15 protein-coding genes are annotated in these 13,218 nt (G+C 70.8%); 7 read left to right on the forward strand and 8 right to left on the reverse strand.

Annotated features, from left to right (window positions below; all coding sequences use genetic code 11):
• Positions 1-36 precede the first annotated feature (36 nt).
• Together EO776_RS12100 and EO776_RS12105 are read left to right on the forward strand one after the other, a co-directional pair.
• Positions 37-513, forward strand: coding sequence for a 50S ribosomal protein L11 (locus tag EO776_RS12100; protein WP_049930549.1), 477 nt, complete (start codon positions 37-39; stop codon positions 511-513).
• 155 nt (positions 514-668) lie between these two features.
• Positions 669-956, forward strand: coding sequence for a transcriptional regulator (locus EO776_RS12105; protein WP_094520990.1), 288 nt, complete (start codon positions 669-671; stop codon positions 954-956).
• A gap of 27 nt (positions 957-983) precedes the next feature.
• Here EO776_RS12105 and EO776_RS12110 read toward each other — a convergent pair whose 3' ends face one another.
• Together EO776_RS12110 and EO776_RS12115 are read right to left on the reverse strand one after the other, a co-directional pair.
• Positions 984-1,436, reverse strand: coding sequence for a universal stress protein (locus EO776_RS12110; RefSeq protein WP_049930546.1), 453 nt, complete (start codon positions 1,434-1,436; stop codon positions 984-986).
• Positions 1,437-1,574: 138 nt separating this feature from the next.
• Positions 1,575-3,476, reverse strand: a complete 1,902-nt coding sequence (locus tag EO776_RS12115; RefSeq protein WP_094520991.1) for an ATP-binding protein — start codon at positions 3,474-3,476, stop codon at positions 1,575-1,577.
• 104 nt (positions 3,477-3,580) lie between these two features.
• On the opposite strand from EO776_RS12115, the gene EO776_RS12120 reads away from it, so the two are divergent.
• The 3 genes from EO776_RS12120 (at position 3,581) to EO776_RS12130 (ending at position 6,139) form a co-directional block, all read left to right on the forward strand.
• Complete coding sequence (locus tag EO776_RS12120) at positions 3,581-3,916, forward strand: DUF7113 family protein (protein ID WP_086215542.1); 336 nt, start codon at positions 3,581-3,583, stop codon at positions 3,914-3,916.
• A 43-nt stretch (positions 3,917-3,959) separates the two neighbouring features.
• Positions 3,960-4,667, forward strand: a complete 708-nt coding sequence (locus EO776_RS12125; RefSeq protein ID WP_094494494.1) for a DUF2270 domain-containing protein — start codon at positions 3,960-3,962, stop codon at positions 4,665-4,667.
• Between the two features lie 80 nt (positions 4,668-4,747).
• Complete coding sequence (locus tag EO776_RS12130; protein WP_100050386.1) at positions 4,748-6,139, forward strand: M28 family peptidase; 1,392 nt, start codon at positions 4,748-4,750, stop codon at positions 6,137-6,139.
• A 63-nt stretch (positions 6,140-6,202) separates the two neighbouring features.
• Here the strand turns inward: EO776_RS12130 and EO776_RS12135 are convergent, their stop codons facing one another.
• From EO776_RS12135 to EO776_RS12150, 4 genes are all read right to left on the reverse strand, one after another.
• Positions 6,203-7,435 carry an alkaline phosphatase family protein gene (locus tag EO776_RS12135; protein WP_094520992.1) on the reverse strand — a complete coding sequence of 411 codons (1,233 nt, stop codon included), beginning with the start codon at positions 7,433-7,435 and terminating at the stop codon, positions 6,203-6,205.
• 182 nt (positions 7,436-7,617) lie between these two features.
• The gene (locus tag EO776_RS12140; protein ID WP_049930539.1) at positions 7,618-7,809 is read right to left on the reverse strand and encodes a hypothetical protein; all 192 of its coding nucleotides are present in this window, start codon (positions 7,807-7,809) and stop codon (positions 7,618-7,620) included.
• A 67-nt stretch (positions 7,810-7,876) separates the two neighbouring features.
• A complete protein-coding gene (locus tag EO776_RS12145) occupies positions 7,877-8,617 on the reverse strand; it encodes a helix-turn-helix domain-containing protein (protein WP_094520993.1) in 741 nt (246 codons plus the stop codon).
• A gap of 114 nt (positions 8,618-8,731) precedes the next feature.
• On the reverse strand, positions 8,732-9,304 hold the full coding sequence (locus EO776_RS12150; RefSeq protein ID WP_049930536.1) for a peroxidase-related enzyme: 573 nt from the start codon (positions 9,302-9,304) through the stop codon (positions 8,732-8,734).
• Between the two features lie 136 nt (positions 9,305-9,440).
• On the opposite strand from EO776_RS12150, the gene EO776_RS12155 reads away from it, so the two are divergent.
• Together EO776_RS12155 and EO776_RS12160 are read left to right on the forward strand one after the other, a co-directional pair.
• Entirely contained in the window at positions 9,441-9,914 is a 474-nt protein-coding gene (locus EO776_RS12155; protein WP_049930535.1) for a PaaI family thioesterase, read from the forward strand.
• A complete protein-coding gene (locus EO776_RS12160; protein ID WP_094520994.1) occupies positions 9,907-10,752 on the forward strand; it encodes an amidohydrolase family protein in 846 nt (281 codons plus the stop codon). Before EO776_RS12155 ends, EO776_RS12160 begins: the two co-directional genes overlap by 8 nt.
• A 55-nt stretch (positions 10,753-10,807) precedes the next feature.
• Here EO776_RS12160 and EO776_RS12165 read toward each other — a convergent pair whose 3' ends face one another.
• Positions 10,808-11,971 carry a phenylacetate--CoA ligase family protein gene (locus EO776_RS12165; protein WP_049930533.1) on the reverse strand — a complete coding sequence of 388 codons (1,164 nt, stop codon included), beginning with the start codon at positions 11,969-11,971 and terminating at the stop codon, positions 10,808-10,810.
• A gap of 137 nt (positions 11,972-12,108) precedes the next feature.
• Positions 12,109-13,155: a branched-chain amino acid ABC transporter permease gene (locus EO776_RS12170; RefSeq protein WP_049930531.1), complete on the reverse strand. Its 1,047-nt coding sequence runs from the start codon at positions 13,153-13,155 to the stop codon at positions 12,109-12,111.
• Positions 13,156-13,218 lie beyond the last annotated feature (63 nt).

The following is a 13,218-nucleotide window of genomic DNA, read 5'->3' on the forward strand; positions in this document are numbered from 1 at the left end:
ACAACCGTTAAAAGTCGGCGTCGGGTTCGTACGGACATGGCTGGAACTATCGAAGCGCTCGTCCCCGGCGGGCAGGCCAACCCCGGCCCGCCGCTCGGTCCCGAGCTCGGACCGACGCCGGTGGACGTTCAGGACGTCGTCGAGGAGATCAACGACGAGACCGCTGCCTTCGACGGCATGGAGGTGCCCGTCACCGTCGAGTACGACGACGACGGCTCCTTCACCATCGAGGTCGGCGTGCCGCCCACGGCGGAGCTCATCAAGGACGAGGCCGGCTTCGACACCGGCTCCGGCGAGCCGCAGGAGAACTTCGTCGCCGACATGTCGATCGAACAGGTGAAGAAGGTCGCAGAGCAGAAGTCGAGCGACCTGCTCGCGTACGACACGAAGGCCGCCGCCAAGGAGGTCGGCGGCACCTGCGCCTCCCTCGGCGTCACCATCGAGGGCGAGGACGCCCGGACGTTCGACGACCGCGTCGACGCCGGCGAGTACGACGACGTCCTCGACGAGTAACGCTTTTTTCCGGCTCTCCGCTTTCCGGCGCCGCTTTTGATTCCGACCCGTTACACCGCGGTCCGCGTCATCGGGGTGCGTGCCCTCCGCACCGTCCGGGTTCGGGCCGTCCGCGGAGGCGGCCACTTATGAGCGGACCGGACCGACACGTCGGTATGCCGGATCTCAACCCGATCGCGAAGCGGATCCACAACGTCCAGCCCCAACCGGTTCGGCTCGAACTCGACTCCGGCGAGACCGGCGTCTTCGAGTTCTCGTCGACGGAGTTCTTCCAGCGGGAGTTCCGCGGCGAGGGCGTCCGAACCGACGGCGACGCCGACGCCGAGTTCCGACTGATCAGCTCCGAGGACTACGAGGACATCCTGCTCGGCCGGTCCGGACCCGACGAGGAGGGGTGGTCGATGGTCGGCGAGGTGGTCGCGGCCGAGCGCGCCGAGGGGTAGGCGGACCGCCTCGTCAGCGGAGCGCGCTCAGCGGACGACCGTGACGGGCACCTCGGCGCGGCGCACCACGCCCTCAGCGACGCTGCCGAGGAGGACCCGCGAGAGGCCGGTCCGGCCCCGGCTCGCCAGCACGAGGTGGTCGAACGGCTCGCCGTCCTCGCCGTCTTCGCCGACCGGCTTCTCGCCGCCCGCGACGCCGAGGATCGTCTTCGTCGGGCGGCCGACCTCCAGCCGCGTCTCGACATCCCGGTCGACTATCTCCGACACTTCGGCGAGGACCCGTTCGCCGCGCTGCTTGGCGCTCTCGTACCACTGGTCGGACGCGCCCGGGAACCCGCCGTCGGCGCCCGTCGCCGAGTCGGCGGGGTTGATCACGTGAAGGGCCGTGAGGTCGGCGTCCGGCCACTCGTCGGCCGCGAACCGCAGCGCCTCGGCCGCCTCTTCCGACCCGTCCACCGCGACGAGGATGCGCTTGCTCATACGCGGCGGTTCGACTGCTCCGGACAAAAAGGGCGGCGATGAGTTCGAGCCGGCGACAATTCACCGCGAGGCCGTAGGCCGGGACCGGGCGGCGGGGCAGTCGGTCGCGGAGCGCTCGCCGGCCGCGCGGCGCTCGTCTCAGTCGTGCCGCGTCACGCACTCCGAGAGGCCGATCAGCTCGACGGGCTCGGAGTTGTCCGGCGAGTAGACGACCATCTGCCCCTTCTCCATGTACGGCACCTTGCCGGCGAGGTTCGACGGGATGTTGACGCTGGAGATCGCGTCCTCGTCGCCGAGGTTCAAGACGATCTTCGTGTTCACCTGCTTGAACACCGACTCGGCCACGTCCTGGGGGTCCTGCGTGATCAGGAACAGGCCCAGCCGCTCCTTGCGGCCCTGCTTCGCGGCCTCCGTGAACTTCTGGACCACCTTCTGGGCCTGGACGTTGTCGGCGTCGGCGAGGAAGTTGTGCGCCTCGTCCATCCCGACCAGCAGCGGCGTCTCCTTGATCCGGTCGCTCGCCGGGTCGTTCGAGAGCTTGTCGTCGACGAGTAGCCCCGCGACCGCGAGGACGACGATCTCCTTCTGCCGGGAGGTCGGCAGGTGGTAGGTTGGGACGACCGAGAGCCCGCCGGGGCGCACGAGGGTGTGGTCCAGCTCCGTGATCGGCTTCGCGTCCTGATCGAAGATCCCGCTCGGGACCCCGCGGACCCGCCGTTTGACCGCGTCGAACGTCGCCTCGTGGATCCGACCGCTCTCGTGGAGCTCCTCTTTGAGCGCCGGGTCGTCGAGGTACGAGAGGAACTCGCTGTAGGTGCCCGCGTCGCCGTAGTTGTCGAAGAACCGGTTGATGAGGGTCAACAGCGCGGGGTACTGGTTGTCGTTGAGCCCGGAGCCGGCGACCAGCCACGGCATGTCCTTCGCCAGCGAGAAGGGGATCGTGAACTCGACGCGCTCGGCGCGGTGCCCCTCGCCGGGGTACGTCGCGTTCGCGACGCGGGGCACGAGGGCGACGGTGTCGTCGTGGCCCCCGTGGGCGATCCCCTCGCGTTCCAGCCGGCGCGCGAACGCGTCGTCGAGGTCGGGGTTGTCGTCGTGCATCTGCGCGTACTCGTCCTGCGGGTCGAACTGGACGACTGCCATTCGCGATTCGCGGCCGTCGCCCATCGGGTAGGTTCGGTCGGAGTCGAGGTACTGGCGGAGGACGTTCTTCGAGGCGTGGGTCTTCCCGGAACCGGTGCCGCCGGCGACGAGCGTGTGCCGGAACGCGAGTGGGTCGCCGTCGCCGTAGTCGTCCTTGACGCGGTAGTCGACCGTCGGGGGCTCCGCCGCGGTGCGGACCTTCTCGCCCCCGACGGAGAGGTGGCCGAGGAAGACGCCGTCGTCGGGGATCTTCAGCCCCGTCTTGATCTCGGCGTCGTCGTCGGCCTCCTCGACGACCGCGCCCGGCTTCGGCACGCGGTCCGTCATCCGGCGTTTCATCCCCTCGCCCTCGCCGTAGACGACGGACATCGGCTCCAGGTCGGCGACGAACTTGTAGTCGCGCTCGGCGAACTCGTCGCGGCGCATCTGCCGGCGGGCGTGGATCTCGGTCGCGTCGTCGGACTGGAACTCCTGCGCGTACTCCAGTCCCGTGATCCGACAGAACAGCCGCTCGCCGTCCGGGTACGGGATCAGGAGGTACTTTCCGAGCCGCACCGACTCGCGGTTGCCGGTCGTGACGAACGCCTTCAGCGACGTCTCGTCTTCCTCCTCGGCCACGCGGAGCCCCTGAGAGACCGACACGACGCCGAGCCCCGCGTCGCTGCCGGCCGGCGTCGCGTCGTAGGCGGCAAAGGCCTCGTCTTCCGCGTCGCCGCGCGCGTCAGCGGTCCCGGCTTCGGTCGCCGAATCACCCCCCGCATCGGCCGCACTCCCGCCGTCGGCCGCCGAGGCAACCCCGCCGTCGGCCGTGGAGTCGCCTCCGCCGTCGGCCTCGCTCGGCGCGCCGCCGTCGCCGTCACCGTCTCCAGTGAACTCGGTGAAATCCTCCAGCGTCATGGCGTATCCACCGGCCGCCGGGCCGAAAGCGTTTGCCCTCCCGCCGGGACGCACGGGAACCCCTCCCGCGGCGCGCTTATCACGCTCGACCCCGTACCCGTGCCATGATACTCGTTCGCGGCAGCGGAGGCGGGACGGACCTCACCGGTACGGTGTTCGAGCGCGGCGAAGAGCCGCCGGCGTACAAGGGCGCGCCCGACGAGGACGCGCCGTACGTGTGGGTGTGCGACTCCTTCTACGAGGTCGAGAGCGGCGGCTCCCCGCTCGTCGTCGACGGCGAGGAGATCCGCGTCGCCTTCGAGGAGCCGATGCCCCGCGGGTTCGACACGCGCGACCAGGCGGTCGAGGCGGCCCGCGACCACGTCCGGACGCAGTTCGCGCGGATCGGCGTCGACCCCGATGAGGTCGACGTCGAGGTGACCGCGGCGGACCCCGCCTGAGTCTCGCCTCGCTTTTACCTGCCCCGCCTCGGTACGGGTCGGTATGTCCGAACCGTCGGAGGACTTCGACCCCGAGTCTCGGGAGGAGCGCGAGGTCGCCGCCGAGGCCGCCGGCGACCGGTCCGATTTCCTCTCGCTGATGGGCCACGCATACCGCGGCGAGCTCGGACGGACGAGCTCGTGGCGGACCCGCATCGACCGCACGACCAACTGGGCGGTCGTGGTGACCGCGTCCCTGCTCACGTGGACCTTCTCGAGCGCGTCGCGGCCGCACTACGTGCTGCTCATCGGGCTCGTCATGCTCAGCGTCTTCCTCGGCATCGAGACGCGTCGGTACCGCACCTTCGACGTGTGGCGGTCCCGCGTCCGGCTGCTGGAGGAGAACGTGTTCGCGAACGCCCTCGATCCGGAGGGCGTCGAGCAGTCGAACTGGCGGGCGCTGCTGAGCGAGGACCTCCGCGAGCCGACTATCAAGATGCCGGCCGTCGAGGCGGTCTCGCGGCGTCTCCGACGGGTGTACGCGCCGCTCGTCTCCGTCCTCGTCGCCGCGTGGGTCGTGCGGCTCACGGTGTTCACCACCGCCGGAAACGGCGTCGTCGCGACGGCGTCGGTTGGGCCGATCCCCGGCGCGCTCGTGCTCGCGCTCGTCGGCGGGTTCTACGTCGTCGTGATCGCGCTGACGGTTCGGCGGGCGCCGAGACGAGCTAAAGGAGAGATGCAGGCCGCCGAGGACGCCGAGGAGTGGAAGTGAACCGGTACGGCCTCGCGAAGCCAGACGAGGCGATCCGCGACTCCCGCAACCCCTTTTCGCTCGGGGCACTACCGAACCGTATGACCGAGCTACCGGACCGCGTCGTGGGCGACGCGCGGACGAGCGACTTCGGGTGGAGCCTCCTCACGGACCTGACCGACATCGGGAACCGGATGGCGGGATCGACCGGGGAGCGGCGCGGCGCGGAGCGCGTCGTCGAGGCGTTCGAGGCGGCCGGCCTGCGGAACGCCGGGCTCGACGAGTTCGAGATCCCCGGCTGGTGGCGCGGCGACTCCTCGCTGTCGGTGTCGGGCGCGGTGGAGCGGCACCACGGGAACTCCCACGAGGTGATCGCGCTGCCCGGGACCCCGAGCGGCGAGGTGACGGCCCCCCTCGTCGACGTCGGCGACGGCACCGACGAGGAGTTCGCGGCCGCGGGCGAGGCGCTGGACGGCGCGGTCGCGATGGCCTCCTCTCGCACGCCGGAGAGCCACGACCGGTGGATCCACCGGATGGAGAAGTACGTCGCGGCGGCGGAACGCGGCGCGGTCGGGTTCGTCTTCCGGAACCACATCGAGGGGGCGCTCCCGCCCACCGGCGAGATCGGGTACCACAACCGACCGGGGCCGATCCCCGCCGTCGGCGTCTCGAAGGAGGTCGGCGACCGGCTCTCGCGGCTCGCCGAGACGGCCGCGGACGGCGACGGCGGAGGCGGCCGCGGCTCGGGAGCCGACCGCCCGACCGTCTCGCTCGACGTCGACTGCCGCAACGAGCCGACGACCTCGGTGAACGCGGTCGCGGAGGTCGGCCCGGACACCGAGGAGGCGGTGTACCTCACCGCCCACGTCGACGCCCACGACGTGAGCGACGGCGCCAACGACAACGGCGCGGGGTCGGCGCTCGTCGCGGAGGTCGGTCGCCTGCTCGCGACGGTCGAGGGCGACCTCGACACGCGGGTGCGCCTCGTCACCTTCGGCTCGGAGGAGATCGGGCTGTGGGGGGCATACCACTCGGCGGAGACGACCCCGAAGGAGGATATCGCCTGCGTGGTGAACCTCGACGGCGCGTGTAGCTCGCGGAACCTCCGCGTGGGGACGAACGGGTTCGACGGGATGCGCGAGCCGTTCGAGGCGGTCGCGGACGCGTTCGATGCCCCCCTGACGACCGGCGAGACGATCTCGCCCCACGGCGACCAGTGGGCGTTCGTTCAGGAGGGAATCCCGGCCGTGATGGCGTCGACGACGAGCGACCAGTCAGGGCGCGGCTGGGGCCACACTCACGCCGACACCATCGACAAGCTCGACTCCCGCGACCTCCGCGAGGTGGCGACGCTCGTGACCGCGGCCGTCTACCGGTTCGCGACGGGTGACGTGGGGGCGGACCACCGATCGCGGGAGTCGATCTGCGACGCCATCGACGAGGGGTACGTCGAGGAGCTGAAGACGGGCGGGCGGTGGCCCTACGACGGGTAAGCCCGGGAGGTCGACGCAAGACACCCGGCAGAGGCCGGCGTCGAGTCCGGACCGCGCGCCGCGTCAGTCGAGCGCCGAGGCGCGGGCCGCCGCGAACGGGACCAGCATCTCCGCCGGGTTGAGCCCGCCGTGCATCCCGACGTACGACAGTTTCTCCGGCTCGACGTCGCCGAACCACACTCCCGAGTCGCGGTGCGTGACGATCAGGTCGCCGCAGCGCCGTCGGAACCGGTCTGAGACCGGGCGGTCGCCGAAGAGGTCGCGGTCGATCGCCTCCCGCCGGGTGAACGTCCGCGCGTCGTGGTCCGAGAGCGCTCGCCGCGCGTCCGGGACCGTTCCCGGTCGCAGGTGGAGGTGAACGTTGCGGGGGCTGCCGGACATCTTGACCGGCGTGCCGTCGGCGTGCCGTCGGAGGTTCCCCGTCACCGCCTCGTTCGCCGAGAGGTCGAGATTGGCGTCGGGGTCCGTGTTCACGTGGCCGTGGTCGGCCGTCACGAGCAGCAGCGTCCGCTCCGCGGTCCGCCGATCGACCCGCCGCAGAGCGGCGGTGACCTGCTCGCAGACGGTCGCCACCGTCTCGCCGTACGCCCGGCCGTCGGTGCCTTCGGCGTGGGAGACGTGGTCGACGTGCGGCACGTACGCGTAGACGTATCCGGGGTCGCCGCTCGCCGCGACCGCCGCCGACAGGCGCTCGCCGAACGAACCGAGGCCGTCGTAGACGTGCTGGGTAACGTCCTCGCCGCCGGCGTCGAACGGCTGGAGGCGGTGACAGTCGACCCCCGCGTCGCGCATCCGAGCGTAGAGCGACTCGCATCCGACGACTGACCCCTCGGGGACTCGCTCCGCCGCCGCGCCCGATTTCACATCCCTCCCGAGCGGCAGGAACGCCGTATCCAACCGGGGGTCGTAGACGTTCCACCCGACGCACCCGTGTTCGCACGGGAGTCGCCCCGTCTCGAGCGTGGTGATCGCCGCCGCGGTCTCGGACGGGTAGACCGAGGTGAGCGGGGTCACCGTTCCCGCCTCGGTGAGCCGGTCGAGGAGGTCACACCGTGGACGGTGGCGCTTCCAGCCGTCGAGGCCGAACCCGTCGACGAGGAGGAGGACGACCGTGTCCACGTCCCTCTCGACGCCGTCGAACACGTCGCTCGGGAGGGCGCGGCGGCCGCCGGCGTCGAGCACCGATCGGACGGTGTCCGGGACGTTCCCGAAGCAGTAGTCCTCGTACGCCGGGAAGAGGTAGCCGTCGCGCTGCTGACGGTCTCGAAGGACCCGCTCGATATCGTCTCGAAACACGGTAGCGGTCGTAGAGAGGTCCCGACGCCCTCCGGGCGGATCGTTTCTTAACCTGTCGTGAGCGTCTCGTCGGTCCTCGGCGAGCGCCTCTCGGCGTGGCCGCGAGGGGGCCGGCGGGGCGGGGCGCCGGCCCCGAGTCCGGCGCGGCGGCTCGCGGACGGCTCGTCAGGCCGCCGCTCGGCTCACTCCTCGTCGGAACCGTCGCAGACGCCGAGCGGGAGCGACTCGGGGGCGTCGCCGTCCGCGTCGAGGCCGGCGTACGCGTCGTCGATGAGCCGGGCTAACTGCGTCTCGGGGCTCACGCCGCGGGCGGCGGCGAGGGCCGCGAGCCGCTCGTACTGCTCGTCCGGCACGGTCACCGTTCCCTCGTCCATACGCGGCGCTCCGTCCCGAAGCTACAAAAGCGTTGGTCCGGCCCCGCTCGCGGGCGATCAGTCCGGCTCACGGCGAGTCGGTCCGGTCTCCCCCGTACGCGGCGTCGACCGGCTCGCCCTCCGCGAAGCGATCGAACAGCGCGTTCATCACCGACGACTCGGCGCGAGAGAGGTGCTCCCAGACGGTCGTCGAGCCGAGGCCGAGTTCGGCGGCGACCTCCTCGACGCCCACGCCGCCGCCGTGGTCGTAGTAGCCCGCGGCGATCGCGGTGGCGAGGACCTCGCGCTGCCTGTCGGTGAGCCCGTCGAGGAGGCCGGACGCGGGGAGCTGCGGCGAGCGCTCGATGGACGCGAGCTCCACGTTCCGCGCCAGTTCCACCTCGTTCCCGCCGCGTTCGAGCTCGCGCATTACCGCCGAGAGGTCGTCGTCGTCCTCCAGGTACGCCGTCCAGCGCTCGACGCCGCCGGAGATGGTCGTCCCCGTCCGGTAGTGGATCCCCAGCCGCGAGAACCGCTCGCCGATCCCGTCCCAGTCGGCGGCCGAGATGTCGATCGTCAGTGCGACGTAGGCGTGGGCGCCCTCGATCGGCGCGAGCGGCTCGGCCGACACGATCAGGTCGAACTCGCGGAAGTCCTCGACGAACGCCGCGATCTCCGCCGCCGGACCGGTGAGCTCGGCGATCCGCTTGCGCTCGGACCCGCTGCCGGTCATCGAGGAGACGGACCGGTACCGCACCTCCGGGTGGCGCGCGCTCACCTCGCACTCCGGCTCCCCCGCGTGGTGGATCCGGAACGTCACTTCCCGCATGGCCGATTCGAGGTCGCCGAGGTTCAAACGGGTTCCGGACCGGTCGCGAGCCGTCCTCGTCGGTGGCGGCGCGTCGTCGGTGGCGGTGCGTCGGCGGTGGCGGCGCGGGCGCGGTCAGTCGCTGCGCCCCATCGCGTAGAACTCGTCGTTCGGACGCATGTCCGCGACGGTCGCCATGCGGTTGGAGAGGTTGAAGAAAGCCGCCACGGAGGCGATGTCCCACACTTCCTCCGGGGAGAAGCCGGCGTCTCGGAGCCGCTGTACGTCCTCGTCAGTCACGGCCTCGGGCGACTCGGTGAGCGTGACGGCGAAGTCGAGCATCGCCATGTGGTGGTCGGAGACGTCGGCCTGCCTGTGGTTCGTGGCGAGCTGGTCGGCGAGCTTCGGCGCGCCCGCGTAGATCCGACAGAGCGCGCCGTGGCCGACCACGCAGTAGAGGCAGTCGTTCGCGCCCGACACCGCGACGACGATCATCTCGACCTCCTCCCGAGCCAGCGGCGTGTCGGACACGAGCGCGTCGTGGTACGCGAAGAACGCCCGAAAGTGGCTGGGTTTGTACGCGAACGCCGAGAACACGTTCGGCGTGAATCCGGCGTCTTCCGTCTCCTCGTCGATGCGGTCGCGGAGGTCCTCGGGGAGGTCCTCGTAGTCGGGCACGGGGAACCGTCGCATCGCGTCCTCGTTCATACCCCCAAGCGCGCGCCGTGACCACAAAGCCGTTCCCCCGGACTACCCATCGCTTCGCTGCTCTCCAACGTCTCGAACGGTCTCGTCGACCTGGGCGGTTGATTTATGCGGGGGCGTGGCGTGCGTTGGCACACGCATGCCCGACCCGAGCGACGCCGGTCCGGGAGCCGGCGACAGCGACCGCCGGCCGGCGCCGAGTTCGGGAGAGGCAGACCGGACGGCGGTCGTGGAGCGGCTGTACGGCGAGGTCCCCTTCCACCGGCGGCACAACCTGGAGGTGCTCGCCGTGACACCCGAGCGCGCCAGCGTCAAGCTGCCGTTCGATCCCGGGCTCGTGGGCAACCCCGACCTCGGCGCGGTCCACGGGGGCGTCGTGAGCGCGCTCGTTGACCTCGCCGGCGCCGCCGTTTTCGTCGGCGGGCGCGAGGCGTTCACGCCCACCATCGACCTCCGCGTGAACTACCTCGAGGCCGCCGGCCGGGAGCCGCTGTACGCGACAGCAACGGTTGACCGCCGCGGCGCCGACATCGGCGTGGCGAGCGTCGAAGTCGAGTCCGGGGACGCCGTCTGCGCGACCGGCACGGGCGTCTACAAGCTCACCGATGACTGAGTTCCCCGTCGACGGCGTCGTGGACGCGCACGTCCACCTGATGCCCGAGCGGCTGATGGCCGCCATCCGAGAGGCGCTGGGCGAGGCCGCGGGCTGGACGTTCGACCACCCGACCGACCGCGACCGGATGGAAGCGGCACTGACCGCCGCCGGCGTCGAGCGGTACGTCGCGCTCCCGTACGCCTCGCGCCCGGGGACGGCGGGCGACCTCAACGAGTGGGTGATCGAGGCTGCCGCGGACTCCGAGATGGCGGTCCCGTTCGCCACCGTCCACGCCGGCGACGACGACCCGGGGACCGTCGTCGCGGACGCCCTCGACGCCGGGGCCCGCGGCCTGAAGCTCCAGTTGCCGGTCCAGGGGTTCGCGGCCGACGACCCGCGGCTCGACCCCGCCTACGAGGCCGTCGCCGCCCGCGACGTGCCGGTCCTGCTCCACGCCGGGACGGCGCCGATGTTCGAGGACAGCCCCCACGTCGGCGTCGAGCGCTTCGAGTCGTTCCTCGCCTCCTACCCGGACGTGCGGGTGTGCGCCGCGCACATGGGGACGTACGAGGTGGACGCGTTCGTCGAACTCGCCCGCGACAACGGCAACGTCTTCCTCGACACCACCTTCGCCATGTCGAGCGTGGCCGAGACGTACATGGAGTTCGACCCGGCGACGGTCGCCGACGAGACGCTGATCGAGCTCTCGGAGTCGGTCATGTACGGCTCCGACTACCCGAACATTCCGTATCCGTACGCCCGGGAACGAGAGCACCTGCTTGCGCGGGATCTCCCGGTCGAGGCGCAACGGAACATGTTCTCTCGGACCGCGCGCCGCTTCCTCGACGGCGACTGAGCGACGATGCCGCCTCCTCGACGGCGACTGAGCGACGCCGATGCTCGGCGGGCGCTTAGTACCGCTCGTCCACGACGCCGGGCTCGTCGAGGTCGGCGACCAGTTCGACGGCGTCCGGGGTCACGATGAGGCGGTCGCCGAGCGCCGCGCGCAGTTCGTCGGCGTCGGCCTCGCCCTCGCAGATCACGACGAGGCGGTCGGTGGTTTCGGGCTGGGACACTTCGACGCGGTACTCACCGGTCAGTCCCTCGAAGCCGGCGAGCACCGTCTCGATGCTCTCCGGGTACACCTTCACGCCCTTGACCTTCAGCCGCTCGTCCGTGCGGCCGATGACGCCGTCGGGCAGCACGACCGTCCCGTCCCGGACCGCGAGTTCGGCGAGGTCGCCGGTCCGGTAGCGCACAAGGGGAACCCCCGCTTTCCTGAGGTGCGTCACGACGACCTCCCCACGCTTGCCGGCGTCCAGCACCTCGCCGGTGTCCGGGTCGACGACCTCCACCACCGCGTAGTCGTCGACGACGCGGAGGCCGTCCTCGGCCGCGGTCTCGGCCGCGACGGGCATGATGTGCCGCGTACCGAAGTAGTCCACCGCGGTCGAGGCGTCGAGCGCGTCCTTGACCGCCTCGCGGCGGCCGGGGATCGACGTGAACGGCTCGCCCGCGCCGACGAACGTGTCGACCGAGCCGCCCTCGGCGCCGATCTTCAGCGCGAAGCTCGGGTTGCCCACGACGGCGTCCACGTCGTACGCCTCGATGGTGGCGGCGGCCTGCTCGGAGTCGCCGGGGCCGAGCGGGAACACCTCCGCGCCGAGGCGTTCGAGCGCCCGATGGAGCACGTACCCGGTGCCGAACAGCTCGTAACCGAACGTGTTGACGACGCGGTCGCCGGGCTCGACGCCGGCGCGTTCGAGCACGTCCGCGTTGGCGGCGGCCTGGGCCTCGAGGTCGTCGGCCGTGTCGAACACCGGTCGCAGCTGCTCGCCCATCGGCGAGAACGTGACCATGGCTGCGCCGTCGTACAGCGACCCGCTCGGCGGCGCGGCCTCGAAGTCGGCCTCGAGCTCCCCCGCCGTGGTGAACGGGAGCGACCGGAAGTCGGCCCACGAGTCAACCGCCGTCGGGTCGACGCCCGCGTCCGCGAACTTCTCGGCGTAGAAGTCGCGGTCGGCGACCCGCTCCAACTGCTCCCCGACCGCAGCCAGTGTGCTGTCGTCGTACATCGCGTTAACACACGAAAAACTGGCACATAAATCTCCGTCACGGGCGGGGCGTCGAAGTCGACCGCGTCAGATCAGACGGATCGCGTCAGGTCAGACGGGAGCGACGCGACCGTATCGCGGCGCGCGGGCCGTCGCGCTCAGTACGCGAACGGCCACGTGCGCAGGTACTCCTTGATCTTGCCCAGCCCGGCCAACACCCCCTTCGGCTCGACGGCGAGCACGACGATGATGATCGAACCGAAGAACACCGGCAGCAGGGCGGTCGCGTTGGTTCCCGTGAGGTCGGCGAGGTAGTTCAGCCCGTCGTTGAGGTAGTCCTGCACGAGCGTGACGACGCCGACGCCGAGCAGCGCCCCCCACACGCGCCCGAGGCCGCCGAACAGCAGCATGACGTAGTGTTCGAGCGTGAGCCCGAGGGTGAAGTACTCCGCGTTGATGAAGCCGATCTGGAACCCGAACAGCCCGCCCGCGACACCGATCATGAACCCGCCGATGGCGAACGCGAGCAGCTTGTTCTTGAACACGTTGACACCGAGGACGGACGCGGAGAGGTCGTTCTCGTGGATGGCGCGGAACGTCTTTCCGATCCCGGTCCGCGAGAGGTTCAGCGACAGCAGCGCGAACACTAACAACAGCACCAGCGCGAGCAGGTACTTGTCGATGGTCGTGCCGAGGGCGCCGACCGGGCCGACGAGGCCCACGTTCGAGGGCACCGACTGGGTCGTTCCGCCGTGGATGAACGCGAGCTGCGGGTTCACGAAGAACCACTCCTCGGCGATGAACTGGAGCGCCAGCGTCGAGATGGCGATGTAGAACCCCTTGACCCGGAACGACGGGAGGCCGAAGCCGACCGCGACCAGCGCGGAGATCAGGCCGCCGACGGCGAGCGCCGGAAACAGCCCCGCGCCGACGGCGAGCAGCCTGCTCGTGCTGTACGCGCCGATGGCCATGAACGCGCCCTGCGCGAGCACGATCTCGCCCGCGTAGCCGAGGATGACGTTGAGCCCCAACACCGCGATGGCGAAGATGTACGCCTGCGTCAGCAGCGTCACGGTCCCGCCGCCGAGCAGGAACGGCGCGATGAAGGGGATCGGCAGCCCTAGGGCGAGCGCGATCTTCTGCGTCCGCCACCGGACGAGGCCCATCCGCGACTCGTAGTCGGTGAAGTACTCACCGCAGGGCATGCGACCACCCCCCTTCGGCCGCGGCCGTTCGAGTCGTCGGTACGCCGCCGGAGCGCCGCGTGG

Source organism: Halorubrum ezzemoulense (genome assembly GCF_004126515.1).
Taxonomy (GTDB): Archaea; Halobacteriota; Halobacteria; order Halobacteriales; family Haloferacaceae; genus Halorubrum; species Halorubrum ezzemoulense.